General features: G+C 73.7%; 17 protein-coding genes. 8 read left to right on the forward strand and 9 right to left on the reverse strand.

The window, feature by feature from the left end; all coding sequences use genetic code 11:
* Positions 1-14 precede the first annotated feature (14 nt).
* The gene (locus IF28_RS0131450) at positions 15-821 is read left to right on the forward strand and encodes an SGNH/GDSL hydrolase family protein (protein ID WP_030227478.1); all 807 of its coding nucleotides are present in this window, start codon (positions 15-17) and stop codon (positions 819-821) included.
* 14 nt (positions 822-835) lie between these two features.
* Here IF28_RS0131450 and IF28_RS0131455 read toward each other — a convergent pair whose 3' ends face one another.
* The 4 genes from IF28_RS0131455 to IF28_RS0131470 all read right to left on the reverse strand — a co-directional run bounded on the left by IF28_RS0131455 (position 836) and on the right by IF28_RS0131470 (position 7,546).
* Positions 836-2,488: a serine/threonine-protein kinase gene (locus tag IF28_RS0131455; protein WP_078621564.1), complete on the reverse strand. Its 1,653-nt coding sequence runs from the start codon at positions 2,486-2,488 to the stop codon at positions 836-838.
* 9 nt (positions 2,489-2,497) lie between these two features.
* Positions 2,498-3,970: a sulfite exporter TauE/SafE family protein gene (locus IF28_RS0131460; RefSeq protein ID WP_030227483.1), complete on the reverse strand. Its 1,473-nt coding sequence runs from the start codon at positions 3,968-3,970 to the stop codon at positions 2,498-2,500.
* A complete protein-coding gene (locus IF28_RS0131465; protein WP_030227486.1) occupies positions 3,967-5,931 on the reverse strand; it encodes a tetratricopeptide repeat protein in 1,965 nt (654 codons plus the stop codon). Before IF28_RS0131465 ends, IF28_RS0131460 begins: the two co-directional genes overlap by 4 nt.
* 82 nt (positions 5,932-6,013) lie before the next feature.
* The gene (locus IF28_RS0131470; RefSeq protein WP_030227490.1) at positions 6,014-7,546 is read right to left on the reverse strand and encodes a DUF4331 domain-containing protein; all 1,533 of its coding nucleotides are present in this window, start codon (positions 7,544-7,546) and stop codon (positions 6,014-6,016) included.
* 244 nt (positions 7,547-7,790) lie between these two features.
* Between IF28_RS0131470 and IF28_RS0131475 the strand changes: the two genes are divergently transcribed.
* From IF28_RS0131475 to IF28_RS0131485, 3 genes are all read left to right on the forward strand, one after another.
* Positions 7,791-8,333, forward strand: a complete 543-nt coding sequence (locus IF28_RS0131475; RefSeq protein WP_030227491.1) for a sigma-70 family RNA polymerase sigma factor — start codon at positions 7,791-7,793, stop codon at positions 8,331-8,333.
* A complete protein-coding gene (locus IF28_RS0131480) occupies positions 8,330-9,148 on the forward strand; it encodes an anti-sigma factor (RefSeq protein WP_030227496.1) in 819 nt (272 codons plus the stop codon). Before IF28_RS0131475 ends, IF28_RS0131480 begins: the two co-directional genes overlap by 4 nt.
* Positions 9,149-9,274: 126 nt before the next feature.
* Complete coding sequence (locus IF28_RS0131485) at positions 9,275-9,550, forward strand: hypothetical protein (RefSeq protein WP_030227499.1); 276 nt, start codon at positions 9,275-9,277, stop codon at positions 9,548-9,550.
* A gap of 113 nt (positions 9,551-9,663) precedes the next feature.
* Here the strand turns inward: IF28_RS0131485 and IF28_RS0131490 are convergent, their stop codons facing one another.
* Both IF28_RS0131490 and IF28_RS0131495 read right to left on the reverse strand, forming a co-directional pair.
* A complete protein-coding gene (locus tag IF28_RS0131490; RefSeq protein WP_030227503.1) occupies positions 9,664-10,446 on the reverse strand; it encodes an ABC transporter permease in 783 nt (260 codons plus the stop codon).
* Positions 10,443-11,414, reverse strand: coding sequence for an ATP-binding cassette domain-containing protein (locus IF28_RS0131495; RefSeq protein WP_030227506.1), 972 nt, complete (start codon positions 11,412-11,414; stop codon positions 10,443-10,445). Before IF28_RS0131495 ends, IF28_RS0131490 begins: the two co-directional genes overlap by 4 nt.
* A 63-nt stretch (positions 11,415-11,477) precedes the next feature.
* Here IF28_RS0131495 and IF28_RS0131500 point away from each other — a divergent pair, with 63 nt between their 5' ends.
* Positions 11,478-12,191: a TetR/AcrR family transcriptional regulator C-terminal domain-containing protein gene (locus IF28_RS0131500; RefSeq protein ID WP_030227510.1), complete on the forward strand. Its 714-nt coding sequence runs from the start codon at positions 11,478-11,480 to the stop codon at positions 12,189-12,191.
* A gap of 3 nt (positions 12,192-12,194) precedes the next feature.
* On the opposite strand, the gene IF28_RS0131505 is transcribed toward IF28_RS0131500, so the two are convergent.
* The 3 genes from IF28_RS0131505 to hmgA form a co-directional block, all read right to left on the reverse strand.
* Complete coding sequence (locus IF28_RS0131505) at positions 12,195-13,355, reverse strand: type ISP restriction/modification enzyme (RefSeq protein ID WP_030227513.1); 1,161 nt, start codon at positions 13,353-13,355, stop codon at positions 12,195-12,197.
* Positions 13,356-13,379: 24 nt separating this feature from the next.
* Complete coding sequence (locus IF28_RS0131510) at positions 13,380-14,129, reverse strand: GntR family transcriptional regulator (protein WP_030227516.1); 750 nt, start codon at positions 14,127-14,129, stop codon at positions 13,380-13,382.
* A 79-nt stretch (positions 14,130-14,208) separates the two neighbouring features.
* Positions 14,209-15,558 carry a homogentisate 1,2-dioxygenase gene (gene hmgA / locus IF28_RS0131515; protein WP_030227520.1) on the reverse strand — a complete coding sequence of 450 codons (1,350 nt, stop codon included), beginning with the start codon at positions 15,556-15,558 and terminating at the stop codon, positions 14,209-14,211.
* A gap of 175 nt (positions 15,559-15,733) precedes the next feature.
* Here hmgA and IF28_RS0131520 point away from each other — a divergent pair, with 175 nt between their 5' ends.
* The 3 genes from IF28_RS0131520 to IF28_RS0131530 all read left to right on the forward strand — a co-directional run bounded on the left by IF28_RS0131520 (position 15,734) and on the right by IF28_RS0131530 (position 19,313).
* Positions 15,734-16,351 (forward strand): hypothetical protein, encoded by a 618-nt coding sequence (locus tag IF28_RS0131520; RefSeq protein ID WP_030227524.1) that lies wholly within the window; start codon positions 15,734-15,736, stop codon positions 16,349-16,351.
* Positions 16,351-16,968 (forward strand): TetR/AcrR family transcriptional regulator, encoded by a 618-nt coding sequence (locus IF28_RS0131525; protein WP_030227526.1) that lies wholly within the window; start codon positions 16,351-16,353, stop codon positions 16,966-16,968. Before IF28_RS0131520 ends, IF28_RS0131525 begins: the two co-directional genes overlap by 1 nt.
* 83 nt (positions 16,969-17,051) lie before the next feature.
* The gene (locus IF28_RS0131530; RefSeq protein ID WP_030227531.1) at positions 17,052-19,313 is read left to right on the forward strand and encodes a molybdopterin oxidoreductase family protein; all 2,262 of its coding nucleotides are present in this window, start codon (positions 17,052-17,054) and stop codon (positions 19,311-19,313) included.
* Positions 19,314-19,381: the final 68 nt, after the last annotated feature.

Consider the following 19,381-nt stretch of genomic DNA (forward strand, 5'->3'; position numbering starts at 1 on the left):
TAAACGGAGGTTCCATGAGACGTTCCCGACTTATCCTCTCTTTCGGCTCACTCCTCCTCGCCGTCACCACCGCCCTCACCGGGGCCACGACGGCACAGGCGTCCCAACAGGCCGCCGCCGACGGCTACGTGGCGCTCGGCGACTCCTACGCGTCCGGTGTCGGAGCCGGCAGCTACATCTCCGGCAGCGGCGACTGCAAGCGCAGCACCAAGGCCCACCCGTACCTCTGGGCGGCCGCCAACTCACCCTCGTCCTTCGACTTCACGGCCTGCTCGGGCGCCCGAACGGGTGATGTTCTCTCCGGGCAGCTCGCACCGCTCTCCACCTCGACCGGGCTCGTCTCGATCAGCATCGGCGGCAACGACGCCGGCTTCGCCGATGTCATGACGACCTGTGTGCTCCAGTCCGACAGCTCCTGCCTCTCACGGATCAACACCGCGAAGGCGTACGTCGACTCGACGCTGCCCGGCAAGCTCGACAGCGTCTACACGGCGATCCGCGACCGCGCCCCCAACGCCCGTGTCGTCGTGATCGGCTACCCCCGCTTCTACAAGCTCGGCGCCACCTGCATCGGTCTCTCCGAGACCAAGCGGAAGGCCATCAACGACGCCGCCGACCTTCTCGACAGCGCCATCGCCAAGCGTGCCGGCGCGCACGGCTTCACCTTCGGCGACGTACGCACCACCTTCACCGGCCACGAACTCTGCTCCGGCAGTTCCTGGCTGCACAGCGTGGACTGGTTCAACATCGGCCAGTCGTACCACCCGACGGCGGCCGGACAGTCCGGCGGCTATCTGCCCGTGCTCGACTCCGCGGCCTGAGCGTCCCGCGTCCGTCAGTACCCGTCGTCCGCACCGGAGGGAGAAGCGGAGGCCCCGCCCGTCGGGGTCTCCGTCTCGCACCTCACCGAGAACGGCACCGTCTCGGACGTCGTGTGCACCGGCTCCCGGACCTCCACACCGATGTCGCTCTCGAACACCCCGGTCTCCGAGTACGTCGTCACCACCACCGTGTCGTGCTTCGTACGCCCCCCGCCCTCGGGGAACGACAGCTTCCGCCAGCCCGGGTCGGCCACCGAACCGTCCTCGGACACCCAGCGGTAGGAGACCTCGGCCGGCAACCGCCCCACCGTGAACGTCGCCGTGAACGCGGGCGCCGCCTCGTGCGCCGGCGGACAGCCGCCCACGTACTCCGTGTGCGCGCCCTTCACCGTCACCGACACCGTCTGCGGCGGGGGATCGGACGTCTCCTCGTCGTCGCCCCCGGTCGGGGACGGCGCCGGATCGTCCGTCCGCGTCGTCCCGCCGCCCTCCTCCTCGTCACCGGTCCGCGCCGGCGAACTCGCCCCTCCGCCGGTGCCCTTGGCGTCGGGGTCGTCGTCCCCCCGGTTCAGCAGCGCGTACGTGAGCCCGGCCAGCGCCAGCACGAGGACGACCACACCGGCCACCAGGGCGGCCGCGGCACGCCGGTCCCGTCCGGGCCGGGTGGGGGTGGTGGCGGTGGTGACCAGCGGCGGCACGGGGGAGGGCGTCCGCGGGTGCGGGCCGGGCCGCGGCTGGGGGAGTGCCGCCACCGTCGGGGTGTACGGCGCCGAAGGCGCGGTGTCCGCGCGGAGGGTGCCCCCCGCCGCCACGAGCCGCAGGTCCTGCAGCGCCCGTTCCGCCGGCAGCCGCTCGGCCGGGTCCTTCCGCAACAGCCCCTCGATCACCGGGGCGAGCGGGCCGGCCCGGCGCGGCGGCGGCAGCTCCTCGTCGACGATCGCCCGCAGCGTGCTCAGCGGGGTGTTCTGCCGGAACGGCGAAGCGCCCTCGACCGCCGCGTACAGCAGCACACCGAGCGACCACAGATCCGACTCGGGCCCCGGCGTGCGCCCCAGTGCCCGCTCCGGCGCGAGGAACTCCGGCGACCCGACGACCTCCCCGGTCATCGTCAGCGCCGAACTGCCCTCGACCATGGCGATCCCGAAGTCGGTGAGGACGATCCGGCCGTCGTTCGCGATCAGCACATTGCCCGGCTTCACGTCCCGGTGCAGCACCCCCGCCGCGTGCGCGGCCCGCAGCGCGGCGAGCACCTCCGCGCCGACGTGCGCGGCGCGCGGCGGCGCGAGCGGGCCCTCCGCGTCCAGCACCTCGGCCAGCGACAGGCCCCGGACCAGCTCCATGACGATCCACGGGCGCCCGTCCTCGGCCGCCACGTCGTACACCGTCACCACATTGCGGTCGGTGATCCGGGCCGCCGCCCACGCCTCCCGCTCCAGCCGGGCGTACATCCGCTCCACCTCGGACGCCGGCAGCCCGGCCGGCGCGCGCACCTCCTTGACGGCGACCTCGCGGTGCAGCACCTCGTCGCGGGCCCGCCACACGGTGCCCATCCCGCCCTCGCCCAGCGGTGACAGCAGCCGGTACCGGCCCGCGATCACCCGCTCACTGCCCGGTTCTTCGGACACGGCGCCCCCATTCGCATCCGGGCGAATTCCCCTTTTCCTCATGAAAGTAGCTCAGCCGAGCGCGGATGCCGCCCCCCTGAACACCAATCCGGCGCCGAGGACCACGACGACGAACGCCGAACCGAGGGGCGCACTCCGGCGCACAAGTGCCGCCCACGGGGCCGTCGTCCAGCGGGGGCGCCGGGCGAGCAGCCTGTTCACCCCGCTGCCCGCCTTGACGACCGCGTACCCGGCGGCGGTGAGCGTCAGGGCGAGGCCGACGCCGTACGCGACGACGAGCAGCAGCCCGAACCACGCCTGGCCGAGCGCGGCGGCCCCGACCAGCACCACGACGGCGGACGGACTCGGCACCAGCCCGCCCGCGAAGCCGAGCAGGATCGTGCCGCGCAGGGTGGGGGCGGTCGGGTGGGTGTGGGTGTGACCGCCGTGCGTGTGGGTGTGGCCCTCGTGCGTGTGCGGATGTCCGTGTGTGTGCGGGTGCTCGTGGTGGTGCGTGGGGCTCCGGTGGCGCAGGGCGCGGCGTACGAGGCCGGCCCCGGCCAAGGTGACGAGCACGCCGCTCGCGATGCCCAGCCACGCGATCACCGAGGGCGCGGCGGCCGAACCGGCCGTGACCAGCAGGCCCAGGGCGACCACACCCAGCGTGTGGGTGACCGTCACCGATGCGGCCATGGGCATGACGTCCTTGAGCCGGGCCCTGCCCCCGCGCGCCGCCGCCGTCGCGGCCATGAGCGTCTTGCCGTGCCCGGGGGCGAGCGCGTGCATCGCGCCGAGCCCGACGGCGATCAGCAGCGCGAGCGCGGCGAAACCGGCGGTCAGGTCGCGCCGCGCGACCAGGTCGTCGAGGGCGCGGGTCCAGCGGTCGGCACCGCGCGGGAGTACGGCCGAGGCGGGCGCGTCATCCTCCCGCGCCGCCAGTGCCGGACCGCCCGGACGGATCCGCAGGGCGGCGGTCCGGGTGTCGGCCGGCGACGAGAGCAGCTTCTCCGGGTACCGGGTCAGTTCGCGGGAGGGCGAGGCGGCCGGTACGTCCGAGGCGCTGAGCGTCGTACGGTCGCCCCGCGCGGTGATCTCCCGCCAGCCGGGGCCGGACCGTGCGCCCGCCCCGCGGAAGCGGAGGTCCACCGTCCTGTCCTCCGGGAGCGGAGCGGTCAGCGCGCACTCCACACGCAGGGTGTCCAGCCCGGCCTGGCCGGGGCGCACGCGCGCGTGCGTGGTGCGTACGGTGAGCGGGACCGCGCTCCCCTCCACACGCACCTCGCTGTCCCGCGCGGCCGTGGCACAGCGCTGCCGGGCCCAGGCGTCCCTGCCCAGCCGCTCGATGTCCGGACCGGCCTGGGTGGCCGGGATCTCGGCGAGGTCCTCGACGTGCCGGACCCGGAGCTCACCCGGCGCGGCCACCAGCCCGTCGTAGCGGTTGACGGTGAAGTTGCCGAGCGGGTGCGCGCCCGCCGGGCCGGCCGGGACCAGCGCGAGCACGCCGGCGGCGGCGAGGACGGCGGCGACGCGACGACGGAGCCTCACCGTGCCGCCTCCAGTTCCTTCAGGGCGGTCCGGGCCTCGCGGGCGCCGAGCGGCGAGAAACCGGGGTTCAGCTCCAGCGCGGCGGTGAGGGAATCACGGGCCGCGCCGTCGCGCCCGGCGGCCCGCTCGATCATGCCCCGGTGGTAGAGGAACGCGGCGTTGCGGTAACCGGTCGCCGTGGCCCGGCGGGCGTACGGCAGGGCCTCCTCGTCACGGCCGTTGACGTGCAGCGCCCAGGCGAGGGCGTCCGCGGTGTGCACGCTGTGCCGCCGGTCCCACTCCGCGCGGGCCGCGCGCAGCGCCTCACCGGGGTCCCCGTGATCGGCGGCGGCGAGCGCGGTGTCGAGGTCGGCGTCCATCCCGCCGGCCCGGGCCAGCGCGGTCCAGGCGTCGACGAGGGCGTACAGGTCGCCCGCCTTCGCGCGGTCGCCGTCGGCGCCGCGCGCCTCGTACAACTCGCCCAGCGCGACCAGCGGGCCGGGCAGCGGGGAGCCCAGGACGACCTGCTCCAGCGTCTCGATGGCACCCGCGCGGTCACCGCTCGCGGCCTGCGCGCGGGCCCGGCCCTCCAGGGCGGGGAAGTGATTCTCGTCGGCGGCGAGCGCCCGCGCGTAGTGCGTCAGCGCCGTCCGGTACTCGCCCTGGTTCCAGGCGAGCTGCCCGAGCATGGTCGCGACGTACGCCACGTCCTGGGGCGAGGACGCGCTCTCGAGGGCCCGTCGCAGCACCTCCCGCGCGGTGCCCACGTCGCCGCGCAGCTCCCGCACGTACGCGTACCGCGTGAACACGGGCACCCCGGGCCGCCTGCGGTCGGCCGTGGTGGCGGCGTCGGCGGCCTCGTCGTACCGGCCCAGCTCGACCAGCGCGTCGATACGGGAGCACAGGGCGCGTTCGCTGTAGGGGTTCTGCTCCAGCGCCCGGTCGGCGTAGGCCAGGGCGCCGGTGAAGTCGTGCCGCGCGGCGGCGAGGGCGGCCCGTCCCGCGAGGGCCCGCTCGTTGCCGGGGCCGAGGGCGAGGGAACGCTTCAGCGCCCGCTCGGCCTGCGGATAGCGGGAGGGGTCGCCTTGGGTGCGGGCCTGCTCGACGTAGGCGGTGCCGAGGGTGGCCCAGCCGTCGGAGTCCCTGGGCTGCGCCCGCAGATGGGCCTGCAGGGACCGGATCCCCGCACCGAGGTCACCCCCGGCGAGCACACCGGCGGCCACCGCCCCGGCCGCGGGTGCCGCGTCGGCCCCGTCCCGGCCGCCGCCCACCGCGACACTCCCGGCGGTGAGCGCGACGGCCAGCAGGACCGCGCACGAGGCGACATGGAGCCCCCGCCCGCGCCGCGCGGCAGCGGCGAACCGCCGCCAGGCATCCGCCCGCCGCCCGGCGATCTCCCGGTCGGCGCCGTCGTCCCCCTCGCCCGTCCGCGCCCGCCGCCCGCTCACCGGATCGCCCTCCGACGCGCCCCGCCCCTCGGGTGCCGGTGCCGCGGGGCGGCCGGGCTCGTGGTGCGGCTCAGCGGGGTCACGCTCGCCCTCCAGGAGGGCGCCTGCCGCCGGCCCGCGTTCGGCCTTCACGAGCTCGCGGGTCCCCGGCCGGGGCGCGGTCTGAGCCGGGTCACCGGTCCCGTGCTCGACCTCGGCCGTGTGCCGTACTTCGCGGTCCGGCTCGGTGGGTCGGCCGGTGTCGGGCCGGCGGGTCGCCGGCCCGCGCTCGCCTTCCGCGGAGTGGCGGGCCCGCGGCTCGGACACCGGCCCGTGGTCGGGTCGCGCCAGGTGGCCGGAGCCCGGTTCGGTCAGGGTTTCCGTGCCGTCGGCGGTGTCCCGTTCGTGCTCGGGCTCCGGGTCGGCGGGGGCGGGCTTCCGCCCCTGCCCGTCCGCCTGCCCGGTGGGCAGGCGCGGGGTGTCGGGACCGGAGGCCGGTGGCGCCGGCGGCGCCTGCCCTTCCTCGCCCGTGCTGTCGTTCGTGCCCGGAGCCATGACCTCTCCTCAGTGGTGCGGGGGCGCGGCCCGTGCCGCGCGGAACGGTGGGGCGGGCCGGGGCGGACCGGCCCGTCCGGGGTCAGTACGCCCGGCTGCGCATCCGGCGCCACCACATCAGCGCCAGGCCGATCAGCAGCAGCCCTCCGGCCCCCGCACCGGCGGACGCGGCGATCAGGGTCGTGTTGTCGGCTCCGTCCGCACCGGCCGGCCGCAGCGCGTCACCGAGCTGGTTGCGGACGTCGTTGCCGCTGTCCACGCCCTTCGCGAGCGGGCCGCGCGAGCCCTCCGTCGGGTTCGCCAGATACGGGAAGGCCGCGCCGAACTCCTTGTCGTTGGCGTCGACCGCGTCCCCCAGGTCGTTCTTTGCCCCGACCAGTTCGCCCTCGACGACCTGCAGCGCGGCGTCGATCACGTCGTCCGTCAGCCGGCGCCCGTTGGGGAAGCCGGCGTTGTCCCCGTCCAGCACACCCAGCCGCTTCGGCTCGGCGGCCGGCTCGATCGAGGTGTTCAGCCGCAGCATCTCCGACGGCGTCACGTGCGGCGGCTGGTTGAGCCCCTCGACACCCTTCAGGAACACGTCGACGAGGTCGTTGCGCGGCTCGTCCGGCGCGGGGATCTTGTAGATCGCCTCGATGAGCTTCGGCAGCTCCGGCTCGGTGACGTTCTTCAGGAACTGCGCGTCCTCCCACGGCGCGGACGCGTTGAACGTGTCCTTGTCCTTCAGCGGGTTGACGACCTCGTTGACCAGCGGACTGCCCAGCCGCGACACCTGCACGAAGTGCCCCTCGGCGTTCTTGCGCTGCGTCGTCGACCAGATGCCCACCACCGGCTGGTCGGCCGACTCGGCGATCAGGTGCGTCGGCACCTGCAGGGCGAGCGAGTTGACGTTGTAGCCCTTGAGGGTGTCGTTCCCGACCTCGGAGAGGTTCCCGCCGTAGAGCAGGTCGAAGACCCGCAGGTCCAGGAAGAACGGGTCGTCGGCCTGCCCGGCGAACGTCGTCGTCCCGCCCGCCAGTTCGTGCACCGCCTCCTTGCGCAGGGTGTCGTAGTCCGGCATGGACGCCTTGCCGACGTTCGACGGCGCCACCGGCACATCGTCCGCGATCTTCGTACGGGACACCGCGCGCTGGTCCTTCAGCTTCAGCAGCTCGATGTCGTAGGTCTGCGTGATGTTGAGGTCCGGGTCGTCCAGAGCGGTGACCGGGCCGGTGTTGTAGAGGAACGTCCTGTCGTTCTTCGTATGGGTCCTGAACGTGTAGCGGAACAGCAGTTCGCCCTGCGCGTCCCCGTTGTTGTCGATGTGGATGTCGTACTGCGCGTCCTCGGCGAACGTGAAGAAGTTCGGTCCGCCGGCCGGCTCCTCGAAGGGGATCCAGTTCGCGATGATCGTCGTCGTGTCCGGCTTGTCGGGGCTGACGAACGCGTAGAGGTCCGTGTTGTCGTACTGCGGGGTGCCCGAGATCAGCGGGGCCTCCCGGTGGGAGGAGGCGGCGGCCTCCCCGGGTTCCAGCGCGGTGACGCCGGCGGCCGCGAGGCCCCCGGCGGCCAGCGCCCCACAGATCAGGGTCGCGACACTCCTGCGCCCCACACCGGTACTCGAGTCAGTCGTCATGCCGTCCGTCCTCCGTGCCGACTTGCCTTGACGCATGGGATTTCGGAGCGAACGACGGGCCGGATTGGTCGAGTTCGGATTTTCTTCCGACCCCCTCCGGCCGGGGCCGTACGCCCGTAGCATTTCTCGCTGCCGGCCCGCGTTTTCGGTGCGCGCATCCGTACTTACCGTCCGGAGGCTCGCTCGCCGCGCATGCCTCAGGTGAACAGGGCGGCCCGGAAGAGGGCCGGAGAGGGGACGCGCGTTGGAGGCGGACGAGCTGCTGGTGCAGGTGGCCGGCGGTGACCAGAAGGCGTTCGAGGACCTGTACGGGCTGGTCTCCGGGCCGGTGTACGGGCTGGTCCGGCGCGTGGTGCGCGATCCCGCCCAGTCCGAGGAGGTGGCCCAGGAGGTGCTGCTCGAACTCTGGCGCTCCGCCGCGCGGTTCGACCCCGGCCGGGGCAGCGCGCTGTCCTGGGTCCTCACCCTCGCCCACCGCCGCGCCGTCGACCGGGTGCGCAGCGCCCGCGCGGCCGGCGAACGCGAGCAGCGCGAGGCCCGGCGCGGCCACGGACCCGCCTTCGACCAGGTCGCCGAGGAGGTCGAGGCCGGACTCGAACGCGAATGGGTACGCCGCTGCCTGGACCGGCTCACCGCGCTCCAGAGACAGTCGGTCACCCTCGCCTACTACGACGGCTACACCTACCGCGAGGTGGCGGAGCGGCTGTCGCTGCCGCTGGGCACGGTCAAGACCCGTATGCGCGACGGACTGACCCGGCTGCGCGACTGCCTGGGAGGCGCGGCATGAGCCTGTTCGACCGACTGCCGCGCCGCGCGGACCCGCACTCGCTGGCCGCCCCCTACGCCCTGGACGCCCTGGAGCACGCCGAACGGGTGCGCTTCGAGAGGCATCTGGACACCTGCGCCCGCTGCACCGCCGAAGTACGGGCCCTCGCCGAGGACGCCGTCCGGCTCGCCTGGTCCACGGCCGCCCCCGCCCCGGCCGCGATGCGCGACCGGGTCCTGGCCGCCGTACGGACCACCCCGCAGGAGCCCGCCGCCACGGAACCGGCCCGCGCGCGGGCGACACAGCTCCCGCCGCACGTCTGGGGCGCCGCGCCCCCGCCGCGCACGCGCGGGCGGCGCCGCGCCACGCTGTTCGTGCCGTTCGCGACGGCCACCGCCGCGGCCGCGCTCGTCGTCGCCGCGCTCTTCGCCGTCCAGGCGAACGGCACCCAGGAGCGACTGGACGCCGAACGCGACCGGTCACGTGAGATCGCCCACGTTCTCGCCGCCCCGGACGCCCGTGCCAGCAGCGGCCGGGACGCGCGGGGCCGCACGATCGGAGTGATCGCCTCCGCTTCGGTCCGCGGCGCGGTCGTCACCCTCGGCGGATACGGCGACCCTCCGAACGGACGTGTGCGCCAGCTCTGGCTCATGGGCGCGGACGCGCGGCCGCGCTCCCTGGGCCTGTTCGAGGGCGACGCGCCCCTGGTCGCCTCCGGCCTCGACACCGCCGCCACGTCACTCGCCGTGACCGTGGAACCCGACGGCGGGTCAGCGCGGCCCACGTCCCGGCCCATCACCCAACTCGCCCTGAAAACGGTCGGATTCGGAGAGTAATCGACGAGTGTTCGTCAACCCCCTTATGGGGAAGGTGAATCCTGTGACCTCGATACACGAGTGCCCGGTTGGGGCGATAGGGTTACCCTGCCCGGGCCGGGTGGACTCGTACGGGTGGGGAGTGACATGGAACAGATAACAGTGCGCAGCAGGGCCAGGGTCCCTGCGATCACCTGCGGGAGCAGCGCGACCAGCTCGCGCCTCGACCGCCATCTCTCGGTTCTCGGGGGGCCCGCGCTCCCTCAGCGGGAGACGGCCGAGGCGACACTGCTGATGCGCGAGCTCATCGCGCGTGACACCGCGCACGACCGCGGTGCCAGGAGCGCGCGGGCCCGGGCGAGCCGCGTCTCGCTCTTCGCTCCGCTGCGCCGACTGCGCCGCTCCCTGTTCGGCAGCCGCTAGCGCCGGCGCCCGGACGGCCCCACCGTCCCGGCGCCCCGCCCGCACCGGCACCCTTCCCACCCGGCACCCCACCGCTCAGTCCGCCCTGGCAGGAACCTGACACTTCGCGGGACTCACCCCCTCCCGCGCCCGTACTGCCGTACCGCGAGCGGTACGAACACCGCGAGCAGCACCGCACACCACCCCAGTGACCCGGCGACGGGATGCGCCACCGGCCAGGCCGCCCCTTCGGGCACGGGCGCGTTGCCGAACAGCTCCCGCAGCGCCGTCGCCACCGCGCTGATCGGATTCCACTCCGCGACCGTGCGCAGCCCGTCGGGCAGCCCCGCCGTAGGGATGTAGGCGCTGGACAGCAGGGGCAGCAGGAAGGTCGCCCCGCCCAGTTGACCGGCCGCCTCCTCGTTCCGGGTGAGCAGCCCCAGGAACATCCCGATCCACACGCAGGCGAACCGGAACAGCAGCAACAGCGCCAAGGCGCCCACGGCGCCGAGCGCGCTCCCCTCCACCCGCCAGCCCACCGCGAGCCCCACCAGCAGGAACGGCACCGTCCCGGCCGCCGTGACCAGCACGTCCGCCGCCGCCTGGCCCACCGGCACGGCCGCCCGGCTCATGGGCAGCGTGCGCAGCCGGTCCGTCACTCCCCGGTGGACGTCCTGCGCCGACTGGAACATGCCGGTCATGACACCGCCCGCCGCCGTCGCCACCAGGAGCCCCGGCACCAGGAAGGACCGGTACCCGGCGCCCGGCACGGCGAGCGCGCTGCCGAAGACGTAGCCGAAGAACAGCAGCATGCTGATGGGCATCGTCTGGGTGAGGATCAGCAGCCCCGGATTGTTCCGCGCCCGCCGCAGCTGCCGGCCGAGCATCGCGGTGCCGTCGTACGCCAACGTGCTCATGCGGCACGCTCCTTGTCGTCACGGGGGTGGTGGACGTGGTGTCCGTCCGTCAGCCGCAGGAACACGTCGTCGAGGGTCGGTGGCCGCAGGCTCGCGTCGAGCAGCGGTACGCCGGCGGCGTCCAGCGTGCGCACCAGATGCGGGAGGGTGAGCGTCGGGTCCTTGGCGACCGCGCCCACGGCGTTTCGCTCCGGGTCGACGGACGGCAGGGAGCCGGTGAGCCGGTCGAGCACCCCGGCCGCCGCCGGGAGTGCGTCGGCGTCCGCGACGACCACCTCCGCATGCGTGCCGACCAGCGCCTTGAGCTCGGCCGGTGAGCCGGTCTGCGCGACCCGGCCCCGGTCCACCAGGGCGATGTCGTCGGCGAGCCGGTCGGCCTCCTCCAGATACTGGGTGGTGAGCAGTACGGTCGTGCCCTCGCCGGTCAGCTCGCGCACCACGTCCCAGATCAGATTGCGGCTGGCCGGGTCGAGCCCGGTCGTCGGCTCGTCCAGGAACAGCACCTCGGGACGCCGGATCAGGCTCGCCGCCAGGTCCAGCCGCCGCCGCATACCCCCCGAGTAGCCGGACGCGGGCCGGTCGGCCGCCTCGGTCAGCCCGAAACGGTCCAGCAGTGCGGCGGCCCGTACGGCCGCCCCGTCCACCCGGTGCAGCCGGGCGAACAGTCGCAGGTTCTCGCGGCCCGTCAGGTCGCCGTCGATCGAGGTGTCCTGGCCCGTGACGGCGATACGGCGCCGTACGGCGGCGGCCTCCCTGACGAGGTCGTGGCCCGCGATCCGCGCGGAGCCGGCGTCGGGCCGCAGCAGCGTGGTCAGCAGCCGGACGGCCGTCGTCTTGCCCGCGCCGTTGGGCCCGAGCACCCCGCACACCGTGCCCTCGGCCACCGCCAGATCCAGCCCGCGCAGGGCGTGGACCGTACCGAAACGCTTCTCCAGACCCTCACTAAGTACAGCGTACGTAGTAGTCATGGCTCGACCATAACGCACTACGTACGTTGTACGTAACTACGATGGTGGGCGAGGTGATGAACGATGGCGGGCCGAGCGGCCGAACCCGAAGTGATCTGGGCGCGCCCCGAGCGCACCGGCCGTGGACCGAGACCGGCGTACACCCGCGCCGACATCGCGGCGGCGGCGGTGCGGATCGCCGACGCGGAGGGCCTGGACGCCGTCACCATGCGCCGGGTCGCCGCCGAACTGGGCTGCGGCACCATGTCGCTCTACAACTACGTCCCCCGCAAGGAGGACCTGTACGAGCTGATGGTCGACGCGGTCGCCGGCGAGCACGAGCTGTGGGAGCCGGACGGCGACTGGCGCGCCGCCATGGTCCGGGTGGCCCACCAGTCCCGGGCGCTGATGCACCGCCATCCGTGGCTGCCCCGGCTGATGTCACCGGTCTACGGCTTCAGCCCCAGCTCCCTGCGCTACCTCGAACACTGTCTGGCCTGTCTCGACCCGCTCCCCGCGCCCTACGGCACGAAGCTCGAGCTGATCGCGATGCTGAACGGCATCGTCACCACCTACGTCACCAACGAACTGGCCACCGCCGAACGCACCCGCTCGCTGCCCTGGTCGCAGGAGCGGGAGAACGCGATCCGGATCGCCTATCTGGGCGGCAGGATCGCGACCGGTGAGTACCCGCGGATGGCGGCCGCCTTCGCGGAGGACGCCGGACCGATCGATCTGGAGGCGGTGTTCGAGCGGGCGATCGGGCGGATGCTGGACGGCTTCGAGCCGCGTCCCTGATCCTCAGATCAGGGCCAGCTGTCCCTCCGGTCCCTCCTCGTGGGCGTCCAGGACCGAGGCGGGGCGGCGGGCGGAGGCGGGCACCGGGAGTACGCCCGCCTCACGGAGTTCGGCCGGGGTGATCGGCGCGCTGCCCGTCGGCGCGGTCCGTCGTGGGCCCAGTTCGGACAGGAGGGCCAGGACCGTGATGAGCTCCAGGAGTTCCGACGTCCGGGACTGGGGCCAGGCGGACGGGCCGATCGCGGCCAGGGTGCCGGGTTCGGACGGCCGGGTGCGGGCCGTGAACCACTCTTCCAGCACCCGGACACCACCGGCCTCGAAGTCCCAGGCCCCGGGCGGCACGGGGGAGATGCGGCCCTCGTCGAGGAGGAGGGTCTCCTCGTCACGGTCGTAGCCGATGGTCAGCGGCCGGGAGGGCAGGGGCGCGCGTACGTAGGGGCGGCGGCCGCCGGGGAGTCTGGGACGTTCGCCGTCGCGCAGTGACAGCCACAGCATGCGGCGGCCCACCGTCACACCCCGCTCCCAGGCGTCGGCGTCCCCGGTGAGCGGCACCGCGGTCCCGGCGGGCGTGCTGCGGGCCGCCGCCAGCGTCCAGGCGAGGACGTCCGCCGGCCGGACCTCCAGGCCGAGCCGGGCGGAGAGGTGGCCGACCAGGCCCGGGGCCAGGTTGGGCTCGGCCGCGCCCGGCCTGCGGTACAGCGGGCGGACCCGGGCGGGGCGGAGCAGCGGGAGGAAGGACGTCGCCAGCAGGGGCGGGCCGGTACCCGGCTCCACGACGAAGATCTGCCGCTCGTCCGCCACCCGCCACAACTCCGGCCGGGCCGCGTCGATCAGCCGCTGGTCGGGGATCAGCCACTGCTCGTCGAACGGCGCGTACAGCACCCGTACCGGCTCCGCGCACGGGCCGGCGGCACGGGCCAGCCTCTCCGTGCCGCCCTCGCCGCCGCGCAGTCGCCCGACCGCCGTGTGCGCGGTCCGCGCGCGGGTCGGCTGGAGCAGGGCGTCGCGGTCCTGGCCGTCCGCCTTCAGCAGGGCGTCCCAACGGGCCCTCAGGGACGCCGCGTCGGGTGCCGCCGGCCACGCCCGGCCCAGCCGCGGCGGTGCGACGGACCACGGCATGAGGTCCGCGAGGAGCGGAGCGTCGTCGTGCGTCACGCAGGGCATCGTACGACCTCGGGGTGCGGCGGATCAGGTGGCGTCCAGGGTCACTGTGAAGGAGAAGCGGTCGCCCCGGTAGTTGATGACGGCCACGTCCAGCACACGGCCGTCGCTGTCGTAGGTGATGCCCGTGTAGTGCAGGATCGGGCTGAGCAGCGGTACCTGGAGCAGCCGCGCCGTCTCCGGGTCCGCGAGCCGCGCCTCCACCGTGTCCGTGATCCGGCTGATGTCCGCCCCTACGGCGTCGCGCAGCACCTTGGTCATCGGCCAGCGCACCAGATCGGCCGGGTCGATACGGGCGGCCAGTTCGGGACGGACGTAGTTGCGGGCGTGATTGGTCGGCTCGCCCGTCTTCTCGTCACCGCGCAGCCGGTGGTACGCCGCCGCCTCGGACAGGTCCGGGAAGTGCACGGCGAGCTCCGCCGGCAGCGGCGCCGGACCGTGCTCGAGGAGCTCGGTCGTCATACCGGACTGCTGGGCCACGATCGCGTCCACCGAGCCCAGCAGCCGCACCGGGGCACCCCGCCGGGCGCCGGGCTCGATGAAGGTGCCACGCCGCCGGTGGCGGGTGATCAGCCCCTCGTCCTCCAGCTCCTTCAGCGCCTGCCGCATCGTCAGCACGCTCACCCCGTAGTGCCCGGCCAGCTGCTCCTCGGTGGGCAGCCGCAGCGGGTCCTGGGGCGAGCGGCCGAGGATCGAGGCGCGCAGCGACTGCGACACCTGATACCAGAGCGGCAACTTGCGGTTCAGGACGATCGAGTCCGGAGCGAAGGAGGTCACGGGGCTATCCGTACCGGTCGGGGAACGTTCCGTGCAATGCGGGCCGCGAGAGACCGGAACGCCCCCGGGGCGAACGTGGTCAAAGCGCCCGGAAGTGCCGCTCGAGGCCCTGCCACACCTGGTCGTAGCCCTGCTGCAGATGCTCCGCGCGTGCCGCCTGCGGGGTCAGGGACACCGGCCAGCGGGTCTCGAACATGAAGGCTAGACCGTCGTCGATCTTCTGCGGGCGCAGCTCCGCCGCGCTCGCCCGGTCGAACGTCTCCCGGTCCGGACCGTGCGCCGACATCATGTTGTGCAGCGAGCCCCCGCCCGGCACGAAACCCTCCGCCTTCGCGTCGTACGCGCCCTCGATCAGGCCCATGTACTCGCTCATCACGTTCCGGTGGAAGTACGGCGGCCGGAACGTGTCCTCGCCCACCAGCCAGCGCGGCGCGAACACCACGAAGTCCACCCCGGCCAGGCCCGGTGTGTCGCTCGGAGACGTCAGCACCGTGAAGATGGACGGGTCCGGATGGTCGTACGAGATGGTGCCCATCACATTGAAACGGCGCAGATCGTAGGCGTACGGCACATGGTTGCCGTGCCAGGCGACGACATCCAGCGGCGAGTGGTCGTACAGGGCCGACCACAGGTTGCCGCAGAACTTGTTGACCACCTCCACCGGCCCTTCGACGTCCTCGTACGCGGCGACGGGCGCCCGGAAGTCCCGGGCGTTGGCCAGCCCGTTGGCGCCGATCGGGCCGAGGTCGGGCAGTCGGAACGGCGCACCGTAGTTCTCGCACACATAACCGCGGGCAGAGTCCTCGAGAAGGTCCACACGGAACCGCACCCCACGAGGAATCAGCCCGATGTGTCCCGGCTCCACATGCAGAAGTCCGAACTCCGTGCGCAGCAGCAGCCCGCCGCGCTCGGGGACGATCAGCAGCTCACCGTCGGCGTCGCTGAAGACACGGTCCATCGAGGCGTTGGCGTGGTACAGGTGCGCGGCCATGCCGGTGCGCTGGGTGACGTCCCCGTTGCCGCCCAGGGTCCACAGGCCGGCCAGGAAGTCCGTCCCCTCGGCGGGCTCCGGCAGCGGGTTCCAGCGCAGCCGGTTGGGATCGGGCACGGTCTGGGCGAAGGGCGCCGTGCGCAGCGACCCGTTGCCCGTTCGGGTGAACGCCGGGTGGGCGGCCGACGGGCGGATCCGGTACAGCCAGGAGCGCCGGTTCTCCGCGCGGGGCTCCGTGAACGCCGTACCGCTCAGCTGCTCCGCGTACAGCCCGAGCGGCGCCCGCTGGGGGGCGTTGCGGCCCACGGGCAGGGCGCCCGGGACCGCCTCGGAGCTGTGCTCGTTGCCGAAACCCGAGAGGTGTTCCAGCCCTTCGGCGATCTTGCGCGCTCCCGCGTGCTCGAACGCGCTCGCGCGGGTGGTACGCCCATCGCTCATGCCCGGTGCTCCCTTGCCGTCGGATTCCTATGCAGCACCATAGGATTGCGTTTTCCCCGGCGCAAGAGGGCCACGCGCTCGCCGGCCCGCCGGTGTCCTCCTCCTCTCGGCGGAGTACACGGACCCGACTTCAGGGGGATCCGCGATGTCGTACCGGTGTTCTACGCTCCCCTGCATGTCGTGGACGCGGAGCCTGATCACCGCGCTCGCGGTCTGTGTCGCTCTCGGCGCCGGATCCGCGGGCTGCGGTCCGGACGAAACCCGGGGGCGGGACGGGGTGTCGCCCTCACCGGCGGGGAAACTCCTGGACGAACGGGACGAGGAGGGCAGCCCCTACCGTGAGGTGGACGAGAGGGGCGCGCCCGCCGTCGGCGTCCAGGTCACCCCGGACTCCGAGGGCGGCTGGGACGTACGGCTGACCGTGCGCAACTTCCGCTTCACCCCGGACGGCGCCGGCGACCGCGCGGTGGCCGGCCGCGGTCTGGCGCACCTCGAACTGAACGGCCGCCGCGTCGCCCTGCTGCGCACCCCCCAGTACCACCTCTCCGCCGCCTCCGTCCCGCGCGGCACCCACCAGGTCACCGCCCGTCTGTACGCCGACGACGGTTCGGTGTGGGCCGTGGACGGCGAGCCCGTGGAGAGCACCGCCGACATCACGGTGTCGGAGCAGGCACCGAGCCCCGACCCGAGCGTCGAGCCGATCGCCACCACACCCCCGCAGCAGGCGCGCGTGAGGGACGGGCGGGGCCGTCGCGGAGGGCGGGGTTCACCGGGCACGGCCGGGCGGGCATGATGAGGCCCGTGCCCCACGCGACACCGCTCCGCCGGGCGCCGGTACAGCGGCGCAGCGCCGAACGGCTGGCCAGGATCCTCGACGCCTGCGCCGCCCTCCTCGACGAGGTCGGCTACGACGACCTGAGCACCCGCGCCGTCGCGGAGCGCGCCGGAGTGCCCATCGGCTCCGTCTACCGTTTCTTCGGCAACAAACGCCAGATGGCCGACGCGCTCGCCCAGCGCAACCTCGAGCGCTTCACGGAACGGGTCGCCGAACGCCTCGAGGTCACCGGCGACCGTGGCTGGCGCCACGCCATGGACGTCGTACTCGACGGATATCTCGACATGAAGCGCACCGCCCCCGGCTTCTCCCTCGTCGACTTCGGCAACCAGATCCCCGTGGGCACCCGCCGCGCCGAACCCAACCACCGCGTCGCCGACCGCCTCACCACCCTGCTCGCCGGCTATCTCGGCCGCGAGGCCGACGACGATCTGCGCCGCGCCTTCCTCGTCGCCGTCGAGACCGCCGACGCCCTCGTCCACCTGGCCTTCCGGGTGACGCCCGAGGGCGACGAGAAGGTCATCGGCGAACTGCGGGAGATGCTGCGCGCCTATCTCGCCCGGACCCTGGACTGAACCGGCCCCTCCCCAGCATGCATACCGGTCGGTATGCTCGGCTCGTCCGTGCGTCACCGCAGCCGCCGTACCCGGGAGGTCCCGTGTCCCGCACCGCCCTTCGAATCTGCCCCCTGTGCGAGGCCACCTGCGGCCTGACCCTCACCATCGACGAGGGCAGGGTCACCGGCGCGCGCGGCGACCGCGACGACGTGTTCAGCAAGGGCTTCATCTGCCCCAAGGGCGCCGCCTTCGGCGCCCTCGACTCCGACCCCGACCGGCTGCGCACCCCGCTCGTCCGGGACGGCGGTGAGCTGCGCGAGGCCACCTGGGAGGAGGCGTTCGACGCCGTGGCCGCCGGGATACGCCCCGTCGTCGAGCGGTACGGACCGCACGCCGTCGGCCTCGTCCTCGGCAATCCCAACGTCCACACCATGGCCGGCGCCCTCTACCCGCCCGTCCTCCTCGCCGGGCTCGGCACCCGGAGCCTGTTCACCGCCTCCACGGTCGACCAGATGCCCAAGCACGTCTCCAGCGGACTGCTCTTCGGCGACGCCAACGCCATCCCCGTACCCGACCTCGACCGCACCGGCCATCTGCTGCTGATCGGCGCCAACCCCCTGGAGTCCAACGGCAGTCTGTGCACCGCCCCCGACTTCCCCGGCCGGCTCAAGGCCCTGAGGGCACGCGGCGGCACCCTCACCGTCATCGACCCGCGCCGCACCCGCACCGCCCGCCTCGCCGACCGGCACCTCGCCGTCCGGCCCGGTACGGACGCGCTGCTGCTCGCGGCCGTGGCACACGTCCTGTTCGACGAGAGCCTGACCGACCCCGGGGAACTCGCGCCGCACCTGACGGGCCTCGACGAACTCGCCGCGGCACTCGCGGACTTCACGCCCGAAGCCGTCGCCCCCGCCTGCGACGTCGACCCCGGCACCATCCGCACCCTCGCCCGCGAACTCGCCGCCGCCCCCACCGCCGCCGTCTACGGCCGCATCGGCAGCTGCACCGTCCCGCACGGCACCCTCGCCAGCTGGCTCGTGGACGTCCTCAACATCCTCACCGGCAACCTCGACCGGCCCGGCGGCGCCCTCTTCCCGCAGGCCGCCACCGACAGGACCCCGCGCCCCGCGGGACCCGGCCACGGCTTCGCCCTCGGACGCTGGCACTCCCGGGTGAGCCGGCACCCCGAGGCCAAGGGCGAACTGCCGCTGTCCGCCCTCGCCGAGGAGATCGACACCCCCACCGACGAGGGCGAGCCGGTCCGCGCCCTCATCGCCGTCGCCGCCAACCCGGTGCTCTCCGCCCCGGACGGCGACCGCCTCGACAAGGCGCTCGGCTCGCTCGACTTCATGGTGAGCGTCGACCCGTACCTCAACGAGACCTCACGCCATGCCGACGTCGTCCTGCCCCCGCCCCCGCCCGCACAGAGTCCCCACCACGACTTCGCCTTCAACACCCTCTCCGTGCGCAACCAGGTCCGTTACACCCGCCCCGCCCTCCCGCTGGAGCCCGGCCGCATGGCCGAGACGGAGATCCTGGCCCGGCTGATCCTCGCCGCGACCGGAATGCACGGCGCCGACCCCGGTGCCGTCGACGCCATGGTCGTCGACCAGACCCTCGGCAAGGCCGTCCGCGAACCGCACTCCCCGGTCCACGGCCGCGACCCGAAGGAACTCGCCGCCCTCCTCACCGGGACGGGCGGCCCCGAACGGCGCCTCGACATGATGCTGCGCCTCGGCCCCTACGGCGACGGCTTCGGCGCCGACCCGGACGGGCTCACCCTGCGGAAACTGCTCGCCCACCCGCACGGCATCGACCTCGGCCCGCTCCGCCCCCGGCTGCCCCAGCCGCTCAAGACCCGCAGCGGCACGGTGGAACTGCTCCCGGACCCCATCGCCGCCGACCTCCCCCGACTGCGCGCCGCCCTCCGGGAAGGCCCCGGCGGACTCGTCCTCGTCGGCCGCCGCCATCTGCGCTCCAACAACAGCTGGATGCACAACGTGCCCGCCCTCACCGGCGGCTCCAACCGCTGCACCCTGCACCTCCACCCCGATGACGCCGAACGCCTCGGCGTACGGGACGGGGAGCCCGTACGCGTCAAGGGAGCCGGGGGAGAGGTGACCGCGCCCGCCGAGATCACCGACGGCGTACGCCCGGGCGTGGTGAGCCTGCCGCACGGCTGGGGCCACGACCGGCCCGGCACCCGCACCCGGCACGCCGCCGCCGACCCCGGCGTCAACGTCAACCAGCTCCTCGACGGCAGCCTCCTCGACCCGCTGTCGGGCAACGCCGTCCTCAACGGCGTGCCCGTCGAGGTGGCCCCGCTGGCCGCCGTGACCGAAACGTGCGCCGCGCTGACCTGAGCAAAGCTGTGACCTGGTGTTTTGCGCTTATTGCTCGCACGTCAACATCTTGTTAACGCGGCTTCACG

Source organism: Streptomyces sp. NRRL WC-3626 (genome assembly GCF_000718785.1).
Taxonomy (GTDB): domain Bacteria; phylum Actinomycetota; class Actinomycetes; order Streptomycetales; family Streptomycetaceae; genus Streptomyces; species Streptomyces edwardsiae.